18 protein-coding genes and 1 pseudogene are annotated in these 21,703 nt (G+C 62.1%); 10 read left to right on the forward strand and 9 right to left on the reverse strand.

The annotated features are described in order from the left end of the window. Positions 1-11: 11 nt before the first annotated feature. Complete coding sequence (thrC, locus tag ASD64_RS09745; protein ID WP_056104276.1) at positions 12-1,409, reverse strand: threonine synthase; 1,398 nt, start codon at positions 1,407-1,409, stop codon at positions 12-14. A gap of 110 nt (positions 1,410-1,519) precedes the next feature. Between thrC and ASD64_RS09750 the strand changes: the two genes are divergently transcribed. After that, the gene (locus tag ASD64_RS09750; protein WP_244480751.1) at positions 1,520-2,212 is read left to right on the forward strand and encodes a hypothetical protein; all 693 of its coding nucleotides are present in this window, start codon (positions 1,520-1,522) and stop codon (positions 2,210-2,212) included. Between the two features lie 80 nt (positions 2,213-2,292). On the opposite strand, the gene ASD64_RS09755 is transcribed toward ASD64_RS09750, so the two are convergent. Continuing rightward, complete coding sequence (locus tag ASD64_RS09755) at positions 2,293-2,982, reverse strand: HAD family hydrolase (protein WP_056104279.1); 690 nt, start codon at positions 2,980-2,982, stop codon at positions 2,293-2,295. Between the two features lie 166 nt (positions 2,983-3,148). Here ASD64_RS09755 and ASD64_RS09760 point away from each other — a divergent pair, with 166 nt between their 5' ends. After that, positions 3,149-4,282, forward strand: a complete 1,134-nt coding sequence (locus ASD64_RS09760; RefSeq protein WP_056104282.1) for a site-specific DNA-methyltransferase — start codon at positions 3,149-3,151, stop codon at positions 4,280-4,282. Positions 4,283-4,358: 76 nt separating this feature from the next. On the opposite strand, the gene ASD64_RS09765 is transcribed toward ASD64_RS09760, so the two are convergent. Next, a complete protein-coding gene (locus tag ASD64_RS09765; protein WP_056104283.1) occupies positions 4,359-4,967 on the reverse strand; it encodes an HAD family hydrolase in 609 nt (202 codons plus the stop codon). 4 nt (positions 4,968-4,971) lie between these two features. Next, positions 4,972-6,078 carry an A/G-specific adenine glycosylase gene (mutY, locus tag ASD64_RS09770; protein ID WP_244480752.1) on the reverse strand — a complete coding sequence of 369 codons (1,107 nt, stop codon included), beginning with the start codon at positions 6,076-6,078 and terminating at the stop codon, positions 4,972-4,974. A gap of 58 nt (positions 6,079-6,136) precedes the next feature. On the opposite strand from mutY, the gene ASD64_RS09775 reads away from it, so the two are divergent. The 4 genes from ASD64_RS09775 (at position 6,137) to ASD64_RS09790 (ending at position 13,235) form a co-directional block, all read left to right on the forward strand. Beyond that, positions 6,137-6,634, forward strand: a complete 498-nt coding sequence (locus ASD64_RS09775; RefSeq protein WP_056104289.1) for a DUF721 domain-containing protein — start codon at positions 6,137-6,139, stop codon at positions 6,632-6,634. 132 nt (positions 6,635-6,766) lie between these two features. Continuing rightward, positions 6,767-7,486 (forward strand): DsbA family protein, encoded by a 720-nt coding sequence (locus ASD64_RS09780; protein ID WP_056104291.1) that lies wholly within the window; start codon positions 6,767-6,769, stop codon positions 7,484-7,486. A 57-nt stretch (positions 7,487-7,543) separates the two neighbouring features. Further along, positions 7,544-11,002 carry a chromosome segregation protein SMC gene (smc, locus tag ASD64_RS09785; protein ID WP_056104294.1) on the forward strand — a complete coding sequence of 1,153 codons (3,459 nt, stop codon included), beginning with the start codon at positions 7,544-7,546 and terminating at the stop codon, positions 11,000-11,002. Between the two features lie 247 nt (positions 11,003-11,249). Then, on the forward strand, positions 11,250-13,235 hold the full coding sequence (locus tag ASD64_RS09790) for a nucleoside-diphosphate sugar epimerase/dehydratase (protein ID WP_082549929.1): 1,986 nt from the start codon (positions 11,250-11,252) through the stop codon (positions 13,233-13,235). Positions 13,236-13,348: 113 nt separating this feature from the next. Here the strand turns inward: ASD64_RS09790 and ASD64_RS20600 are convergent, their stop codons facing one another. Then, positions 13,349-14,554 carry a hybrid nucleoside-diphosphate sugar epimerase/sugar transferase gene (locus tag ASD64_RS20600; RefSeq protein ID WP_082549930.1) on the reverse strand — a complete coding sequence of 402 codons (1,206 nt, stop codon included), beginning with the start codon at positions 14,552-14,554 and terminating at the stop codon, positions 13,349-13,351. Between the two features lie 185 nt (positions 14,555-14,739). On the opposite strand from ASD64_RS20600, the gene ASD64_RS21905 reads away from it, so the two are divergent. Beyond that, positions 14,740-14,958, forward strand: coding sequence for a hypothetical protein (locus tag ASD64_RS21905; protein WP_200957820.1), 219 nt, complete (start codon positions 14,740-14,742; stop codon positions 14,956-14,958). 170 nt (positions 14,959-15,128) lie between these two features. Here the strand turns inward: ASD64_RS21905 and ASD64_RS09805 are convergent, their stop codons facing one another. Then, positions 15,129-15,602 (reverse strand): Lrp/AsnC family transcriptional regulator, encoded by a 474-nt coding sequence (locus ASD64_RS09805; RefSeq protein WP_056104299.1) that lies wholly within the window; start codon positions 15,600-15,602, stop codon positions 15,129-15,131. A 109-nt stretch (positions 15,603-15,711) separates the two neighbouring features. On the opposite strand from ASD64_RS09805, the gene ASD64_RS09810 reads away from it, so the two are divergent. After that, positions 15,712-17,178, forward strand: coding sequence for an aminotransferase class V-fold PLP-dependent enzyme (locus ASD64_RS09810; protein WP_244480753.1), 1,467 nt, complete (start codon positions 15,712-15,714; stop codon positions 17,176-17,178). Positions 17,179-17,460: 282 nt separating this feature from the next. Beyond that, a pseudogene (locus ASD64_RS22020) lies at positions 17,461-17,607 on the forward strand (hypothetical protein); the annotation flags it as partial. Positions 17,608-17,611: 4 nt separating this feature from the next. Here ASD64_RS22020 and ASD64_RS09820 read toward each other — a convergent pair. From ASD64_RS09820 to ASD64_RS09830, 3 genes are read right to left on the reverse strand one after another with little or no spacing between them, the layout of a single operon-like run. Further along, entirely contained in the window at positions 17,612-17,953 is a 342-nt protein-coding gene (locus tag ASD64_RS09820; protein ID WP_056104304.1) for a GlpM family protein, read from the reverse strand. Positions 17,954-17,966: 13 nt separating this feature from the next. Then, positions 17,967-19,685 carry a dihydroxy-acid dehydratase gene (locus ASD64_RS09825; RefSeq protein ID WP_056104307.1) on the reverse strand — a complete coding sequence of 573 codons (1,719 nt, stop codon included), beginning with the start codon at positions 19,683-19,685 and terminating at the stop codon, positions 17,967-17,969. Positions 19,686-19,733: 48 nt separating this feature from the next. Continuing rightward, positions 19,734-20,414, reverse strand: coding sequence for a GntR family transcriptional regulator (locus tag ASD64_RS09830; RefSeq protein ID WP_056104310.1), 681 nt, complete (start codon positions 20,412-20,414; stop codon positions 19,734-19,736). 297 nt (positions 20,415-20,711) lie between these two features. Here ASD64_RS09830 and ASD64_RS09835 point away from each other — a divergent pair, with 297 nt between their 5' ends. Further along, complete coding sequence (locus ASD64_RS09835) at positions 20,712-21,653, forward strand: cyclase family protein (protein ID WP_320410192.1); 942 nt, start codon at positions 20,712-20,714, stop codon at positions 21,651-21,653. Positions 21,654-21,703 lie beyond the last annotated feature (50 nt).

The raw sequence follows: 21,703 nt of genomic DNA on the forward strand, positions 1-21,703 counted from the left end.
ACAAAAACTCCCTAGAGGGCCGCACGAGCGTGCTGGCCTATGTAATCTTCCAACATTTTCTTGTCGGATGGAAGCACTGTGTATTTCTCTTCCAAGGCCGTCAATCCGGCAAGCCAGGACGGCAATTCCGGCGAGACGCCGCAGGCGGCTTCGACGGCGGCTGGAAATTTCGCCGGATGAGCCGTTCCGAGAACGATCCTCGGAGCGTTGCTGTCCTTGTTCTTTGCAGCGACATGCACAGCCGTCGCCGTATGCGGATCGAGGAGGTAGTTGCTTGCGCCAAGCGTCGAACGGATGGTTTCGGCTGCCTTTGCCATCGAGGCGCGCCCGGCGTCGAATTCGGCGCGAATGGCGGCCAGTTCTCCAGCCTCGATGGTGAACGCGCCGGACTGCTTGAGGCCCGCCATGTAGCGCCTCACCGTTCCGGCGTTGCGGCCGGACGCCTCGAACAGGAGCCGTTCGAAATTGGACGACACCTGGATGTCCATTGATGGCGAGGTTGTCGCAACGACGCCTTGCATGCGGTATTCGCCGGTGGCCAGCGTGCGCGCCAGGATATCGTTGTCGTTGGTGGCGATTTCGAGCCGCTCGATCGGCAGGCCCATCTTCTTGGCGGCGTAGCCGGCGAAGATGTCGCCGAAATTGCCGGTGGGAACGGTGAACGAAACGGGCCGGTCCGGCGCGCCGAGCGACAGAGCCGAAGAGAAGTAATAGACGATCTGGGCCATGATCCGCGCCCAGTTGATCGAGTTGACGCCCGACAGGGAAACGCGGTCGCGAAAGCCGTGATCGTTGAACAGGTCTTTCAACAATCCCTGGCAATCGTCGAAATTGCCCTCGATGGCGAGCGCATGGACGTTGCCGGCTGTCGAGGTCGTCATCTGCTTCTGTTGCACAGGGGAGACGCGGCCGTTGGGAAACAGGATGAAGATGTCGGTGCGGTCACGTCCGGCGAATGCGTCGATGGCCGCTCCTCCGGTATCGCCCGATGTGGCTCCCACTATGGTCGCGCGCTGGCCGCGCTCGGCAAGCACATGGTCCATGAGGCGCGCAAGCAGTTGCATCGCCACGTCCTTGAAGGCAAGCGTGGGACCGTGGAACAACTCCAGCACGAAGGTGTTGGGCGCGATCTGCACCAGCGGGCAGACGGCCTGATGCCGGAATGTGGCATAGGCCTCGCGCACCAGGCGTTCGAACACCGGTTGCGCGATCTCGCCGCCGAGGAAGGGCGTCAACACGCGGATTGCAAGGTCGGGATAGGCAAGGCCGCGCATGGCCCGGATCTCGGCGGCTGAAAACTGCGGCCAGACGGCTGGAACGTAGAGCCCGCCGTCGCGGGCCAGACCGGCCAGGATCGTATCGGAGAAGCCGAGTTGAGGTGCCTCGCCACGAGTGCTCACATACTGCATTTGATCGGTCTTCCGTTGTTTGCGGAGTGTGGATTTGTTGCTTTCGTCAGTCGCATTTTCGCCGCCGGGTTGCTATAGGACACCAGCGTTGCGAGAGGGAAGTGCAGTTCATGGCAGTTCGTACATCGGGTCGTCGCTTTTTTACCGGATTGGCGTCGTTTGGCTTTATGTTTGTCGTCGCAGGCTGCCAGTCGGGCGGCAACGGACTGCTTGGCGTGGGCGACAAGCAGGCTCCCACGCAGGCTGACGCCCAGGCGCAGGGCAAGGTGCTGGCCAGCGAATTGAGGGCCTATTGCCCGAACGTGACACTGCGCGAAGGCACTGCCTACTTCAACACCTATGCCAGCGGCGGCCAGGACGATCAGTCCAAGCTGATCTATCAGGCCGCGATCGCCAACGTGACCCGCGACTGCAGCTACGGTACCGGCACGCTGACCCTGAATGTCGCCGTTGCCGGCAAGGTCGTGCCCGGTCCGCTCGCGTCGGCCGGCGCCATCACCATGCCTATCCGCATCGCGGTTACCCTGGGCGACCAGGTGCTTTACTCGCAACTCCACCAATACAAGGTGCAGATCGCCGATACTTCGACGGCCACCCAGTTCGTCTTCAATGATCCCAACGTCACCGTTCCTGCGCCGTCAGCGCGGAACTATCAGGTGTTCGTCGGCTATGACGAAGGCCCGCCGAAGGCCGCCCCGAAGCCGGCCAGGGTCGCGAAGAAGGTGGTGAAAAAGAAACCGGTTGCGGCTGTGGCCCCGGCGGCACCACCTGCTCAGTCCTCCATCTCGGACATTCCGCGCTAGCTGAACACCTGGACCATATCGCGGTCAGGGCGTCGTCGTTTACGCGCCGCAGCCTGACCGCTGTGTTGAAACGGCAAATGCTACGCGTTTTCGGACCACTCGGAGAGGGCGGCAAGCACGCTTTTCAGTTCGGCCCAGCGTCGGATGACTGTTTCCGCCCCGGCCTCGGTCAAGGCGTCGGCATGGCCCGGATAGCTGTGCGAGGCGCCGGTGAAGCCGATGACGCGCATGCCGGCGGCGGTGGCGCCGTTGATGCCGTGTACCGAATCTTCGATGACGAACGTGCGCGCGGGGTCGGCGCCGAGCGTTTTGGCAGCATGGAGAAATACGTCCGGAGCAGGTTTGGTCTTGCCGCTCGGCGTATCGAGCGCTGAAAAGATCCTACCGGCAAAGAGCGGCAAAAGCCGCGTCTTTTCCAGCATGAATTCAATGCGGTCGGCGCGCGAGTTGGAACAGATGCAACGTGGCGTGGCCACTTGCGCCACCGCTTCGTGAACGCCGTCGATGGCACGCACGTCCTGTTTCAGCCGCCGGTCGATCAATTCCTCGGCCTTGTCGATCAGCGAGGCTTGCAGCGGAATGCCCGCCCTTTGCTCGACGCTGAGAAGAATGTCCTTGAAGGTCAGACCGGCATAGGTTTCCGCCAGTTCTTCGGCCGATATCTCGAACCCCGCCTCTGTCAGCAACTGGGCCTCGACCCGCGCGGCAAGGATTTCGGAATCGACGAGCACGCCGTCACAATCAAAAATAACGAGGTCGAGCTTGTTCATGTCGGTCCGGCGAAACTCGGGGAAGGGGAAACCCGGTATTGCCCAGGCGGGGCGGGGATACACCAAAGAACCGCCCTTCGCAAATCAGCCCGTCCGCTTCACTGAATATTTACGCTGATCGGTAACCATAACAGCGGGTAAACAGTAACGTGTCTTGGGTGTCAAAATGTCAGCAGTCCGTCGACTCGACGAACTTTCGCATGCTCCTCACCGATCCGAGTGGCTGGATACGATTCTCAAGGGCGACTGCGTTGCGGCGCTGGACCGGCTGCCGGAAAAATCGATCGACGTCATCTTCGCCGACCCGCCCTACAATCTCCAACTCGACGGCGACCTGCACCGGCCCGACCAGTCCAAGGTCGATGCAGTCGACGACGATTGGGATCAGTTCGACAGTTTCGAGGCGTACGATGCCTTCACCCGCGCCTGGCTGCTTGCGGCGCGCCGGGTGCTGAAGCCGAATGGCACCATCTGGGTCATCGGCTCCTACCACAACATCTTCCGTGTCGGCGCCAAGATGCAGGATCTCGGCTTCTGGATCCTCAACGATGTCGTTTGGCGCAAGACCAACCCGATGCCGAATTTCCGCGGCCGCCGTTTCCAGAACGCGCACGAGACCATGATCTGGGCCACGCGCGACCAGAAGAGCAAGGGCTACACCTTCAACTACGAAGCCATGAAGGCGGCCAACGACGACGTGCAGATGCGCTCGGACTGGCTGTTTCCGATCTGCACCGGCAACGAACGCCTGAAGGACGAGCACGGCGACAAGGTACATCCCACCCAGAAGCCGGAGGCGCTTTTGGCGCGCATCATGATGGCCTCGACCAAGCCGGGCGATGTCGTGCTCGACCCGTTCTTCGGCTCAGGCACAACGGGCGCGGTCGCCAAGCGGCTCGGGCGACACTACGTCGGCATCGAACGCGAGCAGGCCTATATCGATGCCGCGAACGAGCGCATCGCTTCGGTGACGCCGCTTGAAGGGGCCAATCTCACCGTGCTTTCGGGCAAGCGCGCCGAGCCGCGCGTCGCGTTCGTCAGCCTGCTCGATACCGGCCTGATGACGCCTGGCGCGACCCTCTACGACGCCAAGCGGCGCTTCGCGGCCAAGGTGCGCGCCGACGGCACGCTCGCGATCGGCGACAACGCCGGGTCGATCCACAAGGTTGGAGCCAGGGTGCAGGGGCTGGACGCCTGCAATGGCTGGACCTTCTGGCATTATGAGCGCGCAGGCGGCCTTACCCCCATTGACGAACTGCGCCGCATCGCCAGGCTGGGCATGGAGCGGGCAGGAGCCTGAAACCGCGCAGCGGTAGCCGATTCAGCGGGTGAAGTCGCTGAACCGGCGTTTCGGACGTCGCCGCGACCGGTTCAATTCAAAGTGCAATTTCCATCCGACCGAGATCGGCTTCGAGAGCCGCCGCATCGGTGAACAGCACCGCCTGCCAGCCGGCGGCTTTGGCCCCATCGACGTTCTTCTGGCTGTCGTCGATGAACAGCGCATGGGCCGGCTCGATACCGAAGCTCGCGGCATGGTGATCGTAGATGCCGCGTTCCGGCTTGATCATGCCGATTTCGCCCGACACCGTGACGCCGCGTGGGCGCTCGAGGAACGGGAAACGTCCGCGCGCTTCGGCAAAAGTATCGGCGGCCCAATTGGTCAGCAGCGTCACGTCGTGCCCGGCATCGAGCAGGCGGCCGAGCAGCGCCACGCTGTCGTCATAGGCGTACGGAACCATCTCGTGCCAGTGGCGGCGGAAGTTGCGAATGTTTTCAGCATGGCCGGGGTGCTCGGCAATCAGCAGCGCCTCGGCGTCTTCCCATTTGCGGCCGCGGTCCTGTTCTATGTTCCAGGCGCTGGTGCAGATGTTGTCGAAGAACCATTTGCGTTCGGCAGGATCGGGAATGAGCCGGCTGAAGGGAAGGTCCGGATCGTAGTGGACGAGCACCTTGCCGATGTCGAAGACGATGTGGCGGATTTCCATTCTGTCAATGCCTTTGTTTTCGCGTTGCACCCGGAATGGCTAACTCGATGGCCTTTTTCATGACGGTCGGTAGGGCCTCGCCCGAAATTTCGGCTGTCCGCGACCAGAAGCAGCCGGCAGGCGTGCTGCCATCGGTCTCGGCCCGATAGACGTCGAGTTCCAACGTGAAATGGGTAAAGACGTGCGATATGCTGCCTGCGCGTCGCCACTTGGCGGCAAATGGCGCAGCCTCTACAGAAACGTCGCCGTCGATGCGCGCCGTCCATCCGGTCGTCGGCACTTCGCTCATGCCGCCAAGCAGGCCCTTCTCCGGCCGCTTTCGCAAAAGGATCGCGCCGTCCTTTCTGACCGCAACGAAGGCCGCACCCCGCCGCGAGGGCTTCTCCGGCTTGGCCAAGCGAACCGGATAAAGCTGCGGGTCGCCGGCCAGGATCGCGCTGCAATCCTCGCGTAGCGGGCACAGCATGCATTTCGGCTTACGCGGCGTGCAGATCGTAGCGCCAAGGTCCATCATCGCCTGGGCAAAGTCGCCGGAACGCTCAGGCGGAACCATGCCTTCGACATGCGTCCGGATTTCGCCCTTGGCCTGAGGCAACGGAGTGGAGATGGAAAAGAGCCGGGTGACGACACGCTCGACATTGCCGTCGACGACGGCCGCCGGCCGATCGAAGGCAATGGCGGCGATGGCCGCTGCCGTATAGGGGCCGATGCCGGGCAGGGCACGCAGCCCTTCCTCATTGTCGGGGAATTCGCCTCCGTGGCCGGCAATGAAGTTGGCGCAGGCCTTGAGGTTGCGGGCACGCGAATAATAGCCGAGTCCTGCCCAAGCCTTCATCACATCGTCAGTATCCGCCGCCGCTAGTGCGTCAATCGTCGGCCATTTGGCGGTGAAAGCGGTGAAATAGGATTTCACGGCCTCGACGGTTGTCTGCTGCAGCATGATTTCCGAAAGCCATACACGGTAGGGGTCGGGCCGCACGCCGCGGGACAGATCGCCTGGCGCCACACGCCACGGCAGTTCGCGGTGATGCGCGTCGTACCAGGCAAGCAGGCGGGCTGGAACGTCATCATTCGCCAAGGCGGGCTTGCGGCTTGTGTTGTGCGGTGCCATTGATCGGACGTTGGCTTCTGTGCTGAACGTTTTTGAAGATCGTCGCTGGAGAACGGACATGGCAGGGAAAAGGCCCTGGGGCAATCCCGTTCCGGTCAGCGACCTGGCAACGGAAATCCTCGACCCGATGCTGCGCAAGCGCGCCGGAATTTCCATTGGTCTGGTCCAATCCTGGGAAGAGATCGTGGGGGTGAAGCTGGCCGCCAGTTCGCGTCCGGAAAAGATCCAGTGGCCGCGCCGCATGCATGAGGACGATCCGTTCGAGCCGGCAACGCTGGTTGTCGCGTGCGAGGGCATGGCCGCACTTCATCTGCAGCATCAGACCGGAGAAATCATCGGCAAGGTCAACGCGTTTCTCGGCTTCATGGCCATTGGCCGCGTCAAGATAGTTCAAAAACCGCTGACTTCCGCCAGGCACCGCGAGATTCCAGTGTTGCGGCCACTGTCGGAGCCTGAGAAAACCCGGTTGGCGAGCACCGTCAAGCACATTGAAAATGACGAGCTTCGTGCTTCCCTGGAACGGCTTGGAGCGACCGTCCTTGGCAAAAAGAAATGAATTCTCGCAATTTCGTGATCGAAGGAGCGAGCTTTCGCGATTGGATTGGGGATGGCAATGCCTTAATTCGCGCCAACTCTCGCTTTTCCGTGCCTTTGCGTTGCAAAATCCAACCAAAATCAGGTGATTCGCATGATCCGTGTCTTGTCCCGCAGAACCGTTCTGACCTCGCTGGCCGCAGTGCCCGCCGCCGTGCTGCTTTCGGCCTGCAGCGATTCCGGTGAGGATGCCAAGGCGGCGGCTCCGACGGACGCGGCCAAGCCTGCCGAGGCGCCGGCGTCGACCGCCGCAGCGCCTGCTTCTGCAGGCGATGTGAACATGGCCGAACTCTTGAAGCCCGGTGCGTTGCCCGACAAGGCGCTCGGCAAGGAAGACGCCAAGGTCACCATCGTCGAATACGCTTCGATGACCTGTCCGCACTGCGCGCATTTTGCCGAAACGACCTACCCGGAGTTGAAGACGAAATATATCGATACCGGCAAGGTCCGCTTCATTTTCCGGGAGTTCCCGTTCGATCCGCGCGCCGAGGCCGGCTTCATGCTGGCGCGCTGCGCCGGCGACAACTATTTCCCCATGATCGAGGTGCTGTTCAAGCAGCAGCAGACCTGGGCAGCGGCCGAGAACGTCAAGGACGCGATGTTCCAGCTTTCCAAGCTCGCCGGTTTTACACAGGAGAGCTTCAACGCCTGCTTGACGGACCAAGCCCTTCTTGACCAAGTGAGAGCTGTCCAGAAGCGGGGCGCAGACGAATTCAAGGTCGACTCGACACCGACCTTCTTTATCAACGGGAAAACCTACAAAGGCGCGCTGTCGATTGAGGAAATGTCGGCCATCATCGACCCTCTTGTCTAAGGTTTCGGCTGCGCCGGGGCGGTTCGGCTTCGGCGTTCTTTCCGGCATGAGGCGCGCATGAAGTTTTCGCGCCTGCGTCTTCTCGGCTTCAAATCCTTCGTCGAACCCGGCGAGTTCGTCATCGAACGCGGCCTGACGGGCATCGTCGGGCCGAACGGCTGCGGCAAGTCGAACCTTGTCGAGGCGCTGCGCTGGGTGATGGGCGAAAGCTCTTACAAGAACATGCGTGCGTCCGGCATGGACGACGTGATCTTTTCGGGCTCGAACATGCGCCCGGCCCGCAATACCGCCGAAGTCACGCTTTTCCTCGACAATGCCGATCGCAAGGCGCCCGCCGCCTTCAACGACGCGGATGAATTGCAGGTGTCGCGCCGCATCGAGCGCGAAGCTGGTTCCGTCTATCGCATCAACGGCAAGGAGGCGCGCGCAAAGGACGTGCAGCTTCTGTTTGCCGATCAGTCGACTGGCGCGCGCTCGCCATCCATGGTGGGGCAGGGCCGCATCGGTGAACTCATCCAGGCCAAGCCCCAGGCCCGCCGCGCCTTGCTGGAAGAGGCGGCCGGCATATCCGGCCTGCACACCCGCCGCCACGAGGCGGAACTCAGGCTAAAGGCTACCGAACTCAATCTCGAGCGCCTGGACGATGTGGTCGGCGAACTGGAAGGCCAGATCGAGAGCCTGAAGCGCCAGGCGCGCCAGGCGTCCCGCTTCAAAAGCCTCTCTGCCGATATCCGCAAGGCGGAAGCTACCTTGCTGCACCTTCGCTGGACCTTGGCCAAGGCGCAGGAAGGCGAGGCGCGTTCGGCGCTGGCGGTCGCGACCTCTCTGGTTGGCGAACGGGCCGCCACGCAGATGAACGCCGCCAAGGACCAAGCCATCGGCGCGCACCGGTTGCCCGAGTTGCGCGATGCGTCGGCGGCGGCCGCCGCTGCCTTCCAAAGGCTTTCAATAGCAAAATCGCAGATCGAGGAAGAGGCTGGGCGTATCCGCTCGCGTCAATCCGAACTCGACCGCCGGCTGGAGCAACTCGACGCCGATATCGTGCGCGAGGAGCGCATGGTGGGCGACAATGCCGATGTTCTGGAACGTCTGGCTGTGGAAGAAGCCGGCCTGAACTCCGAAAACGCCAATGCGGCCGAGCGCGAGGCGGTAACGCGGTCGGCGTTCGAGCAGGCTGCGGCCACACTTGCCGCCAGCGAAGCCGGGCTTGCCGCATTGACGGCGGAACGCGCAGAGGCTGCCGCGTCGCGCAATCAGGTCGAACGAACCTTGCGAGAGACCGGCGAACGCCGCGACCGGTTCGCCCGTCAGCTTGCCGAGATGGACCGAGAACTGTCCGAGATCGGCTCCCGCATCGTCGGACTTGCCGATCCTGCCGAGAAAAGCCTGCTGGTCGAGCAGGCGTCCGGCCTTCTGGACGAGACTGAGGCTGCGGTTGAAGCCGCCGAACAGGCGGTGGCGGAAGCGCGCGAGGCTGAAGGTGAGGCGCGTGGCCCGTTGCAGGATGCCAAGGCGCAACTGGCCGGCATCGAAACCGAGGCGCGCACCTTGGCGAAGATCCTCAATGCGGCGAGCGGCGACCTTTTTCCGGCGGTGCTTGAGCAGATCAACGTCGAGCGTGGTTTCGAAACGGCGCTGGGCGCCGCTCTCGGCGAAGACCTCGACGTGCCGTTGGAGCGCAGCGCCCCTGTCCATTGGGGCGAGAACGAGCCGCAAGCCGGCGATCCCCTCCTCCCTGAGGGTGCGCGCAGCCTCGCAAGCGTTGTGCGCGCACCGCCGCAATTGGCGCGCAGATTGGCGCAGGTCGGTATTGTCGAGGCAATTGACGGTCCCCGCCTGCAGCCCTTGCTTGCGCCCGGACAGCGCCTTGTCAGTCGGGAAGGCGCCTTGTGGCGCTGGGATGGCCTGACCGCCAGCGCCGACGCCCCCACTGCGGCGGCACTGCGCCTTGCCCAGAAGAACCGGCTTGCCGAACTGGATGCCGAGGCGATCGACGCCACTCGCGTCGTGCGCGCCACGGAAGAAATATTGGCCAAGGCGGAAGCGGCAGTCCGCCAAAGCACCGAGGCCGAACGTTCGGCAAGGCAGGCATTGCGCGAAGCCCAGCAGGGTCTGGACAGCGCCAAGGCAGCCTTGGCTCAGGCCGAGAAGGCCGCGGGCGAACTGTCCAGCCGGCGCGAAGCGCTTGCGGATGCGCGCGCCCGCGTCATGGAGGAACACGAGGAAACCGCCGCCCTGTTTGCCGAGGCCGAAGCCTTGCTGCGGGAGGCACCCGACCTTGGCGATCTCCAGTCCAGGCTGGAACAGGCGGCATCGCATGTGTCGGGCGACAGGATCGCGCTGGCCGATGCCCGCGCCGTGCACGAGGGGCTTGGCCGCGAAGCCGAGGCACGCATGCGCCGGCTGCAGGCCATCGAAGGCGAACGCCGAAACTGGCTCGTGCGGGCCGAGAATGCCTCTGCCCAGATCGCTGCGCTCGGCGAGCGCAAAGCCGAGGCCATGGAGGAGCGCGAGAAACTGGCCGATGCGCCAGACGAACTCGATGCCCGGCGCCGCGCCTTGCTGACGCAGCTTTCCGAAGCCGAGGCGCTGCGTATGACGGCAAGCGACCGCTTGCAGGAGGCCGAAAACAAGCAGGCTGGACTCGACAAGGCAGCGACCGCTGCGATCCAGGGACTGGCCGAAGTACGTGAGGCACGCGCACGCGCCGAGGAGCGCCTGACGGCTGCCGACGAGCGTCGGCAAGAAGTCGAGGCGCGTATCCAGGAAGCGCTGAACACCCCGCCTCATCTGGTTGTCAGGCATACCGGGCTGGAAGCCGATAGCCCGATGCCGGACATGGGCGATATCGAACGGACGCTTGAGCGGCTCAAGGTTGAGCGCGAGCGGCTTGGAGCGGTCAACCTTCGCGCCGAGGAGGAGCAGAAGGAATTGTCGGAACGCCTGGAAGCCATCGTCTCCGAACGCGACGACGTGATCGAGGCGATCCGCAAGCTGAGACAGGCCATCCAGAGCTTGAACCGCGAAGGCCGCGAGCGTCTTCTTGCCGCCTTCGAGGTGGTCAACGGTCACTTCCAGCGCCTGTTCTCGCATCTTTTCGGTGGCGGAACGGCTGAATTGCAACTGATCGAATCGGACGATCCGCTCGAGGCTGGCCTCGAAATTCTTGCCCGCCCGCCTGGCAAGAAGCCGCAGACGATGACGCTTCTGTCAGGCGGTGAGCAGGCGTTGACGGCGATGTCGCTGATCTTCGCGGTGTTCCTGACCAATCCGGCGCCCATCTGCGTGCTCGACGAAGTCGATGCGCCGCTCGACGATCACAATGTCGAGCGCTTCTGCAACCTCATGGACGAGATGTCGGCGTCCACCGACACGCGTTTCGTGGTCATCACCCACAACCCCATCACCATGGCGCGCATGGACCGGCTGTTCGGCGTGACCATGGCCGAGCAAGGCGTCAGCCAACTCGTTTCGGTCGACCTTCAAGCCGCCGAGGCCATGCGCGAGGCAAGCTGATTGGTTGGCGTCCTCGCCACTCTGTCGCCGCAAACGTGATGAATAGGCCTCCGGAGGAGAGGATTGGCCCCCGGCATATCGGTGAGGGAGATTTTGACCGCGCCTGTCGGCCGTGGCCTTCGATAGAATGTTCAACCTGAACGAAAAGTTTTAGGTTCATTTCCCGCAAAGAGGGAATCGGTCCTAAAGTGCGTTGTTACGCGCGCGTTGCAGCGACAGAGGTGCAACGAAGGAGTGCAGGGATCAGATGGTGCTACGTGACGTCGTCAACGGGACCCGGCTTTGGCGGCTCGGCGGCTCCCTGCTCGATGTCTTCTCGGCCTCCACGGCATTCTGGCTGGCCTATTTTACCGCCTATGGAAACCAACTGTTGTACGCCGTGCCGGAACTGGGGCAGAAGACCCTGGGGTTCTCGGCGATCTTTCTTTTCTTTTTCTGGCTGTTTTCAATGCACCGGGGCTCGTGGCGCTACGTCTCGATCCCGGATCTCGTTACGGTCATCAAGGTAGCCGCGGCGTCGGTCGCCGCCTACACCATGGCCGCATTCGTCACGTCGCGCGGGCTGCATTTCCCCCGTTCCGTGCCTATTCTTTCGTTTATCTATCTGGTTATCGGCCTGTCCTCCACTCGGCTTGCATATCGCCTGGCGATGGAGCGGGCCCTGTTTTCGTGGCGTGATCTGGATGTCTCTCCTCCCAGGAAAGTCCGCGATGTCCTGCTCTACGGACTGACCGACAACGCTGACAGTTTCATTCGAGCGAACCGGCGGCGCGCCGGAAGCGAATTCAACATCGTCGGTGTTCTGGACGACAAGATCCTCAACCGAGCGCGCATGGTTCAGGGCGTGAAGGTGCTCGGCGGTTTGTCGGATCTCAAAACCGTCGTCGCCCGCCTTGCAAGAAAACGGATCGCCATTACGGAACTGATCGACACTGAAGTGGGGCCGGACCGTCAGCACCTTGCCGAACTGGTGGAAGCAAGCGCGCACCTCGGCATCAAAGCTTCGCGCCTTCCCGACTTCAGGGAAACGTCTCTGCTGACAAGCCAATCCATTCTGCAGCCCAAACCCATTGATTTGGGCGACCTGCTGGGGCGGCCAGAGATAACCGCCGATCTTGAAGGCGTGGCGTGGCTGGTCAGCGGCAAGGTCGTTCTCGTTACCGGTGCCGGCGGTTCCATCGGGTCGGAACTTTGTCGCCAGATCGCGGAGTATCGGCCTGATCAGTTGATCCTGACCGATAATTCCGAGTTCCATCTCTACAAGCTGGACATGGAGATTCGAGAGAACAATCCGAAGCTCAACGTGGCAACCGCGCTTATGAATGTGCGCGACCAAGGCAGGGTTACCAGTGTCTTTGCGCGCTTCAGACCCAATCTGGTCTTTCATGCCGCGGCGCTGAAACACGTGCCCATCGTCGAGAACGATTCGATCGAAGGCATCAAGACCAATCTGATGGGCACGCGTAACCTGGCGGACGCCGCGGTTCGCTCTCGCGTCAAGAATTTTGTCATGATTTCGACCGACAAGGCGGTGAACCCGACCAATGTCATGGGGGCTACCAAACGCGCGGCCGAAGCCTATTGCCAGGCCCTGGACCTCGCTTCGCCGGCCACAATGTTCACGACCGTGCGGTTTGGCAATGTCCTGGGATCCAACGGGTCGGTCGTGCCGCGGTTTGAAAGACAGATCAAGGCTGGCGGGCCGGTGACGGTCACCGATCCGGATGTCAGGCGGTTCTTCATGACTATCCCCGAAGCGGTTTGCCTGGTGCTCAACGCCTCCGCGGCACATGCAGACAGCAAGCGTGGGGACATCATGGTGCTGGATATGGGAAAGCCGGTGAAGATCCTCGATCTGGCGCAACGAATGATCCAGTTGGCTGGTTTCAAGCCGCATGTCGATATCGGCATCGTCTTTACCGGGTTGAGGCCCGGCGAGAAGCTCTATGAAGAGCTTTTCGATTCCGACGAGGTGAACCGGAGGGACCCGGATGCGCCCTATTTCTTTGCTTCGCCAAGGGTCGTCGACAAGGACGTGCTCTACAGGACGATCACAGCGCTGGAGAGCGCTATTGCCAACGAGGATCAGGCGCACGCAATAGAATTGCTCGGTCAAATAGTGCCGGAATATGTGCCTGCCAGCCACGGGATGTTGCGTGGAAACGGCCACCCCGGCGCGGAAGCCGAAGCTACAACAAAAAAATTCACGACACAGCCAAAGCCTGCCGCATAGAAACAGGTATTTAGAGCGCGGCCAGCGAATCTGAAAAATCGCGACGCGCTCTAAGATGGCGAGACGCAGCGCGCGGTCAGCCCAACAAGGGCGCCGCAAGGCATCGCTCCTCTTCAGTGGTCCTTTTTCACCTTGTCGCCTTGCCCGCGACCGCTGGCTGTTGCCATGATGATCCGAAAATCAAGCAGCAACGATTGAAGTGCCGCGTAGCGTGCGTCCCAGCGAGCCAAGGTCTCCGGTTCGCGCATGTCGATGCCGTTGACCTGGGCAAGTCCGCTGATTCCCGGCTTGAGTCGCAGCACGCCGCGCCGCCGCCTGGCCTCGATCAATTGCGTCTGGATTGGCAGGCAAGGCCTCGGGCCGATCAGGCTGATCTCGTTGCGCAGGATGTTCCAGATTTGCGGCAACTCGTCCAGTTTCGTCTTGCGCAGAAGACGGCCAAGTCTGGTCACAGAATTGGCCGAAACTTGGTCGGTCGCAGCCTGCACTGTGCCGACATGCATCGTACGGAACTTGTAGCAGGTGAACACAGCGCCGTTTCGCCCGACCCGTTGCTGGGCAAAAATTCCGGGGCCGGGCGACAGGATGCGCACCAATCCCCAAAGGAGAATGAGGCCCCACCAGAACAGGATGATCACCGCCAGAGCGAAACACACGTCGATGATCCGCCGGACGCCCCGATAAACGAGATTGCCGCTTTGGCCGTCCGACAGGATGATCTCGTCACCTTCGTCTTCGGCGGCACGATGTAACAGGAAGTCCGCCAGACGCGATACGTGCAGGACCGGTTTGAACGCCGCGAGTACCTGGAAAAGCATATGCGCCAGTCGCTTTGGCAGCTTGTTGAGAATGGCCAGCTTGCCGCTCCATTCGTTTCCGTAGACCGCCGGCAGAAACACGGAGATTGCTGCAATGCCCTTTACGCCGGCCAACTGCTTCCTGGCTTCCTGCTTGCTCCGCGCATAAGAGCTGCGGTTGTCGGGGTCCAGTGCATGGATCGATGAGATGTTTATGAAACGGGAGATGCCTGCCCGCTTGGCGGCGGAGGCAACCTCCAGAAGCTGCCTCACATTGACATCGTGGAATACGCTGGGAGGCACGTTTGCGTCATTGTTGACCACTGCCAGATGGACAAGCAGATCGAAGCCCGAAGCGTGTTGTTCGAGTTCGTCATATCCACAGGCCCGAGTGCCGGGAAAGCGCTGCGCTATCCGCTTGGGTTCCCGACCGACAAGAAGGAGTTCCACGCCGGCTTCATCAAGAATGGGGACCACGCTCCTGCCGACGAAACCCGTTGCACCCGTGACGGCAATCTTCATCCGACAGTCCCTCAAGCACGTCTTGCTGAATACACGCCGCCGTTCATCCTGCTAAGCCCGAAGCACAATCCGTACTAAAGCACCGAACCGAAAAGTTGACCCCATTTTTCGAATTCCGGCGCTGAATGTTGCCGTACGGGTGGCGAGAGCGCCTGCTGCAAATCTACAAAACCAGCAAGCCGCATATGGCCGTCGTCGGCCAGGTGCCGGGGCTGGAACACTATCGCAACATCGATCGCCACGAGGTGCTCACGCAGCCGCAGATATTGTCGATCCGTGTCGACGAAAGCCTTTACTTTGCCAATGCGCGCTACCTTGAGGACAGGTTCGACGTGTCGGCGCTTGAGAGCCTGGAAGAAATCAGCCGCCAGCTTGCCGATGCCGGCATTGGTTTCCATCTGTAGGAGATCAAGGGGCCGGTCATGGACCGGCTGAAGCGCACACGCTTCCTCGGCACCATCAACGGTCACGTGTTCCTGACCCAGCATGAGGCGGTCAGCACGCTGTCGAGCAGTGTAGCGTGACGGTGCGCCATGAGGTTGCCGCTTCCTTCTGCCGGGAAGAAAGCCGGTGGCTACCGGGAGCGCTGGCGCAAGTCGACGGCGCGCCCGTCGATGATCGTTTCCATCGAAAAGATGCCGGTCACTGTCGCCAGCTCGAAGTCGGTGATGAGTTTCTGGTAGAAGGCGTCGTAGCCCGCGATGCCCTTTGCGACGACCTTGATGAGATAGTCCCAGTCGCCGCCAATCCGGTAGAAATCGGTAACCCCCGGCAGTTTCTCGATATGGGCCCGGAATTTCTCCGCCCATTCCCGCGAATGATGGCGGGTGCGGATCATGACGAAAACCGTCAGGTCGTAACCCAGCGCCGACAAATCGATATGCGTGTGGGTTCCGCGGATGAGCCCGCTTGCCTTGAGGTTCTGCAGCCGTCGCCAGCATGCGTTCTGCGACAGCCCGACCTTGTCTGAAAGGTCGCGTTGCGAAATTTCGCCATCCTGTTGGAGGGCCGTCAGGATGCTTCTATCAATATCGTCGATTTTGATCATAGATTCGAATTTCTGACCCAATTTAAGGCCAGTTTTACATGACAACGGTGAGGTTTCAATTGTGCTTTTCGACTAAAAATCTCGCTAGCTGTCCTTGGAGGGTCTGATCGTGGTCGCACTTGCAAACAACCCGGTTTCGTCCGGTCTTCTGGAAGAGTTCAGGCAGTCGTTGGACGTCGCCGATCCGATCTCTGCCCTGCATGACGGGTTGATCGGCAATGACGCCATGGTGGATGGCCCGTTCGGCCAGCGCCATCTGATCTATGCCGACTATGTCGCGTCCGGGCGGGCGCTGCGGCAGGTCGAGAACTTCATTCTCGAACGCGTCCTGCCCTACTATGCAAACAGCCATACCGAGGCCTCCTACTGCGGAGGCTTCATGACCCGGCTGCGGCGTCAGGCCCGGGAGACGATAGCGGCATGTTGTGGTGCTGGTCCGGAGCATGCGGTCGTCTTCACCGGTTCCGGCGCGACCGCCGGCCTCAACCGGATCGTCAATCTGCTGGGCGTCTCCGGTACGATCGCAGCCGGGCGGCGGGTCCGCGTCCTCATCGGCCCTTACGAGCACCATTCCAATATCCTGCCGTGGCGCGAAAGCGGTGCCGAAGTCGTCGAAATCGCCGAAAGCGAAACTGGCGGCCCCGATCTTCGCATGCTCGAGGCAGCGCTGCGGCAACCGGCCGATCTCACCGTCTGTTCGTTTTCCGCGGCATCGAACGTGACTGGCATCGTCACGGATGTCGCCGCTGTGACGCGCATGGCCAAGGCGGCGGGCGCGCGCATGGTGTGGGACTATGCCGGTGCCGGCCCCTACCTGCCGATCGCGATGACGCCGGCCATGGACGCGGCAATCGACGCCATTGTCGTCTCTCCACACAAATTCATCGGCGGGCCGGGTTCTTCGGGCGTGCTGATCCTGCGCCGCGATGCGGTGGCAGTCTCCAAGCCGTCATGGCCCGGCGGCGGCACGGTCCGCTTCGTTTCGCCCGACGGCCACGACTATAGCGACAGCCTGGAGGCGCGCGAGGAAGCCGGAACGCCGAATGTCGTGGGCGATATTCGTGCTGCCCTTGCCTTTCTCGTCAAGGACGCCATCGGCGCGGAGGCGATGCAGGCGCGCAATGACGACCTGGTGCGCAAGGCTTTCGACGCCTGGAAGGGTCTGGGCCGCATGGAACTGCTCGGACCTTCGGGGCCGGCGCGACTTCCGATATTTTCGTTTCGGGTGCGCGACGGCCAAGGCGGTTTCGTTCACCAGCAACTCGTTACCCGCATGCTGAGCGACCGTTTCGGCATTCAGGCGCGCGGCGGTTGCGCGTGTGCCGGACCATATGTCCATCGCCTGCTTTCCATCGATGCGGAGGAGTCGCAGCGTCTGCGCGCGGCAATTCTCGAGGGGCAAGAGATGCTGAAGCCCGGCTTCACACGGCTCAATTTCAGCGTCCTTCTTCCGGATGCGAAAGTGCGCTTCATTCTGGAGTCGGTCGCCGAACTGGTCGCCGACGCCTCGCAATACGCACCGCGCTACGGGTTCGATGTCGCCCGTGCGATCTTCTTTCCGCTGGCGGCTGCGTAACACCAAAATTTGAAGTGCGTCGCCTGAATCTGTTCAAGAGCGCCGCGCTTCAGGCAACCACAAGGCAGGTCCCGGCCCACCGCCGGGGCCTGTCGTCTCTCGTTGATATTTGTAGCCGCCGACCGTTTGCGGCGATGGGGGCAATTTCATGAAAATCGGTGCAGCACGTGAAATCCTGACTGGGGAAAACCGGGTTGCCATGGGACTCGGCAAGGGAATTGGTGAAACTTGGCCACGAATGCGTCGTGCAGGCAGGTGCCGGTGCCGCCGCCGGGTTCCCCGATTCCGCCTGCGCGGGTATTGGTGGTCGGTGCGGGCGTCGCCGGCCTCGCTGCAATCGGCACGTCCGTCAGCCTCGGCGCGATCACCTACGCCTTCGATGTGCGGCTCGAGGTGACCAAGCAGATCGAATCGATGGGTGGCCGCTTCTTCGTCATCGGGAAAACGCAAACAGCCCGCCGCCGAGGAAAATGACGATCGTCACGGTCAGCCAGGCAAGGATGCCGACGCCGACTGCCGTGACGAAGTCGACGCGGGCGATAGCCCAATAGCAGGCCAGCAGGAAGGCGATATAGGCCGGGATGGTCTTCATGCCGGCAAGGCAGGTTTCGCGGAATGCCGCCATTTCGCCCTTGGCGCCGATCACGAGCAGGGCGATCAGGCCGAAGGTTGGAAACAGCGGCAATATTCCAGGCAGCACATTGCCGCGCTTGGAGAGCGCCACGATCAGTGCCGTGACAAGGCCGCCGACGATCCCTTTCCAGACGACGTCCATGGCCGCGCTCCCTTCACGTATTTTCGGGCGAACGTGTCAGGAATTTGAAATCGCAGCCATGTTCGGCCTGCAGCACTTCCTGCCGGTAGAGCCGGGCATAGCCGCGTTCCGGCAACGGCGCGGGCGGCGGCAGGGCGGCGCGGCGGCGTTCCAATTCGGCATCGTCGACGAGCAGGTCGATGCGCCGGTTGCTGATCGACAGCCGGATGCGGTCGTGGTTGCGCACGAGGCCGAGCGGCCCGCCGGATGCCGAATCCGGGCTGACATGCAGGACGATGGTGCCGTAGGCGGTGCCACTCATGCGCGCGTCGGAAATGCGCAACATGTCCTTGACGCCCTGACGAGCCAGCTTGGTCGGTATCGGCAGATAACCCGCCTCGGGCATGCGCGACGAACTGGTCGGCCCGGCATTCTGAAGCACCAGGATGTCGTCGGGCAAAACATCGAGATCCGGATCGTCTATGCGATTTGCCATGTCCTCGATCGAGGTGAAAACGATGGCGCGGCCTTCGCTCTCGAACAGGGCCGGATCGGCAGCGGCGCGCTTGAAGATGGCCCCATTGGGCGCAAGCGATCCGAATAGCGCGACGAGGCCGCCGACCGGCTGCAACGGCGTTTCCAGCGCATGGACGACGTTGCGGTCGACATAGGGGGCAACGTCGTCGTCCAGCCGTTCGCCCAATGTCGTGCCGGTGACGGTCATGCAGTCGAGATGCAGCAGCGGCTTCAGTTCGCGCAGCACCGCGCCGATACCGCCGGCGGCGAACAGGTCTTCCATGTAATAGGCGCCCGTCGGCTTCAGGTCGACCAGCACCGGCGTGGTATCCGACAATTCGTTGAGGCGGTTGAGGTCGATCTTGATTCCCGCCCGCCCGGCGATAGCCGTCAGGTGCAGGATGGCGTTGGTGGAGCCGGAGATGGCCAGCAGCACGCGAAGTGCGTTCTCGACCGATTTTTCGGTGATGATGTCGGTGGGCGTGATGCGCGACTTGGCCAGTTGCATCGCGGCGACGCCCGAAGCCTCGGCAGCGCGGATGCGGTCGGCATGGACGGCGGGGATCGCGGCCGTGCCGGGCAGCATCATGCCGAGCGCCTCGGCAAGCGATGCCATGGTGCTGGCCGTTCCCATCACCGCGCAGGTGCCGGCGGTCGTCGCCAGCCGCCCCTCGATCTCGTTGATCGTCTCGGTATCGAATTCGCCCGCCCGGTGCCGCGCCCAGAAGCGGCGGCAATCGGTGCAGGCGCCGAGCTTTTCGCCGCGCCAGCGTCCGGTCATCATCGGTCCGGTGACGAGTTGGACGGCGGGGATGTTGGCGGAAACGGCACCCATCAGCTGTGCCGGGACGGTCTTGTCGCAGCCGCCGATCAACACCACCGCATCCATCGGCTGGCCCCGGACCATTTCCTCGGTGTCCATGGCCATCAGGTTGCGGAAGAACAGGCTGGTCGGGTTGAGAAAGACTTCGCCGAGCGAAATGGTCGGGAACTCGAGTGGCAGGCCGCCGGCGGAAAGGACGCCGCGCTTCACGGCCGCGACAAGTTCAGGGACCAGACGGTGGCAATTGTTGAATTCGCTGTAGGTGGTCGCGATGCCCACAACCGGGCGCGCCAGCATTTCGTTCGAGTGCCCCATGGAACGTGCGAACGACATGCGCAGGTAACGGGAAAAATCCTTGTCCCCGTAGTTGGTCAGGCCGCGGGAAAGACCTGTCTCCGACGGTTCAGTCGTCATTGTTCGCCTCGAAATTAATGAAAATGCTGTTGGAGAGATTGCCGCCGATCAGTCGATCAAGGTTCCGAAGGTGCGCAGATATGCGTTCTTCGATGCGGGCAGATGGTTACGGCACAGATCTATCAGCGCCGCACGATCCTGGCGGGTGATCGCGTCGATCATCAGATGATGCTCGTCGCGGGCCCTGCGGCGCTGCGCCGGGCTCAGCAGGACATGGAAGCGGATGCCGTGCGCCCGCTGGGCGTAGGTTTCGATCGCTTCGGCGAGGAAGGTGTTTCCGCACAGATCGAACAGCTTGCTGTGAAAGCGCTGGTTCGAGCGAAACACCTGGACAAGATCGTCCTGTTCGATGGCCTTGTCATGGTCGCACTGGATTACCTTCAGCTCTTCCAGGTCTTCCGGCTTGACCGGAAACTCGATCTGCGCGGCAGCGGAGGTTTCAAGCATTTCGCGCAAGGAATAGAGCTGGTCGACGTCGCGGGTCGAAAAGGCCCGCACCAGCGCGCCGCGATTGGGAATCCGCTCGACGATGCCCATGCGGCTCAGTTCCGCAAAGACCAGGCGCAGGATATGGCGCGTCACGCCGAAGCGCTCGCAAAGATCTTCCTCGATCAGTCGTTCGCGTGGATGCAGCTTGCCGAGGACGATATCTTCCTCCAGCGCGGCCACGACGCGATCGAGGGCAGGGCCTTGGCGCAACTGGTCTTCCTGTGCGCTCTTTGGCGTCACCGGCGCCCTTGCTATTGCTGATGTCTTCAAAATTCCAACCCCGACATGCTTACCCAGCGAAATTGTATCGCTTGACTCGATCCGTACAATCACATTCGCATGCTCGGATTGGATTGTCGAATAAATTATCGACAATCTCGTTGACATAATGATTGACAGCCCATAACCCTATGGTGCGCAAGTTATGGGGCGCGTCACGCCAATCGTTTGGATGGGCGCGCCTGACGGTTCATCCGCCGGCAAAACCGTGCAGTGAGGTATGGGAACATGTGTTCAGAGTGCTTTGTAACTGCGGCAATGAAATCGCGCATCGCCGCCCACGGTGCGGCTTTCCGCAAGGCGACTGCCAGCCCGTTCGGTTCCGATGACGAGATCGGCATGCTGAACCTGGTCGACGCCGCCTCGCGTCAGGCGATCATGGATCGCGCCGATCCCACCAAGATCTATGATCTTTCGGTCGATAATTTCGTTGGCATGCCCGGCTGGTTCGGTGCCGAGGATCAGCCCTATCAGATCTGGATGACCCACACGCCTGAGGGCGAAAAGATCGATGACATCATGCGTGTCGGCAAGGAAGCGAACGACCTCGTCTCCTATTCGGGCGACTCGATCTCGATGTACACGCATACCGGCACCCATATCGATGCGCTGAACCACTTCGGTTACGACGGCAAGATTTTCAACGGCTTCTCCGCCAAGGAGCATCTGGGCAGCCGCGCCTGGCGCAAATCCGGCGCCGACAAGCATCCGCCCATCGTTGCGCGCGGCATCATGCTGGACGTGGCGGCGCTGCTCGGCGTCGACGTGCTGCCGCCGAGTTACGGCATCGGCGAGGCCGACCTGCGCGGCTGCCTGAAGCATCAGCGCGTCGAACTGCGCCCTGGCGACGTGGTGCTGATCCGCACCGGCCGCATGCGGCTGTGGCCCGACCGCGCCACATATCTGCCTGACCCTCCCGGGCTCAATCGCGAGGGCGCGGAGTTTCTGGCCAAGGCGGGTGCCATCATCATCGGAGCGGACAATCATTGCCTCGAACAGGCGCCGTCGGCCGATCCGGAAAACTGGCAGGTGGTGCATACCTATCTGCTGGCGGAGGCCGGCGTACCGATCCTTGAGATCGCCAACCTGGAGGATCTCGCCGAGGACAAGGTTCACGAATTCGCCTTCTTTGGTGCTTGTATCCGGTTTCGCGGTGCGACGGGTTCGCCGATGCGGCCCATCGCCATGCCACTGCGCTGATCGGGTGCCATTGCGTACGGGACTGTACGGATGTCGGCGCCGGCCGATGC

The sequence above is a fragment of the Mesorhizobium sp. Root157 genome (assembly GCF_001427385.1).
Lineage (GTDB): Bacteria > Pseudomonadota > Alphaproteobacteria > Rhizobiales > Rhizobiaceae > Mesorhizobium.

Bases quoted from the DNA above. Each gene is read 5' to 3' on its own strand.
- thrC (WP_056104276.1), bottom strand. From the start codon at position 1,409: ATGCAGTATGTGAGCACTCGTGGCGAGGCACCTCAACTCGGCTTCTCC.
- ASD64_RS09750 (WP_244480751.1), top strand. From the start codon at position 1,520: ATGGCAGTTCGTACATCGGGTCGTCGCTTTTTTACCGGATTGGCGTCG.
- ASD64_RS09755 (WP_056104279.1), bottom strand. From the start codon at position 2,982: ATGAACAAGCTCGACCTCGTTATTTTTGATTGTGACGGCGTGCTCGTC.
- ASD64_RS09760 (WP_056104282.1), top strand. From the start codon at position 3,149: ATGTCAGCAGTCCGTCGACTCGACGAACTTTCGCATGCTCCTCACCGA.
- ASD64_RS09765 (WP_056104283.1), bottom strand. From the start codon at position 4,967: ATGGAAATCCGCCACATCGTCTTCGACATCGGCAAGGTGCTCGTCCAC.
- mutY (WP_244480752.1), bottom strand. From the start codon at position 6,078: ATGGCACCGCACAACACAAGCCGCAAGCCCGCCTTGGCGAATGATGAC.
- ASD64_RS09775 (WP_056104289.1), top strand. From the start codon at position 6,137: ATGGCAGGGAAAAGGCCCTGGGGCAATCCCGTTCCGGTCAGCGACCTG.
- ASD64_RS09780 (WP_056104291.1), top strand. From the start codon at position 6,767: ATGATCCGTGTCTTGTCCCGCAGAACCGTTCTGACCTCGCTGGCCGCA.
- smc (WP_056104294.1), top strand. From the start codon at position 7,544: ATGAAGTTTTCGCGCCTGCGTCTTCTCGGCTTCAAATCCTTCGTCGAA.
- ASD64_RS09790 (WP_082549929.1), top strand. From the start codon at position 11,250: ATGGTGCTACGTGACGTCGTCAACGGGACCCGGCTTTGGCGGCTCGGC.
- ASD64_RS20600 (WP_082549930.1), bottom strand. From the start codon at position 14,554: ATGAAGATTGCCGTCACGGGTGCAACGGGTTTCGTCGGCAGGAGCGTG.
- ASD64_RS21905 (WP_200957820.1), top strand. From the start codon at position 14,740: ATGGCCGTCGTCGGCCAGGTGCCGGGGCTGGAACACTATCGCAACATC.
- ASD64_RS09805 (WP_056104299.1), bottom strand. From the start codon at position 15,602: ATGATCAAAATCGACGATATTGATAGAAGCATCCTGACGGCCCTCCAA.
- ASD64_RS09820 (WP_056104304.1), bottom strand. From the start codon at position 17,953: ATGGACGTCGTCTGGAAAGGGATCGTCGGCGGCCTTGTCACGGCACTG.
- ASD64_RS09825 (WP_056104307.1), bottom strand. From the start codon at position 19,685: ATGACGACTGAACCGTCGGAGACAGGTCTTTCCCGCGGCCTGACCAAC.
- ASD64_RS09835 (WP_320410192.1), top strand. From the start codon at position 20,712: ATGAAATCGCGCATCGCCGCCCACGGTGCGGCTTTCCGCAAGGCGACT.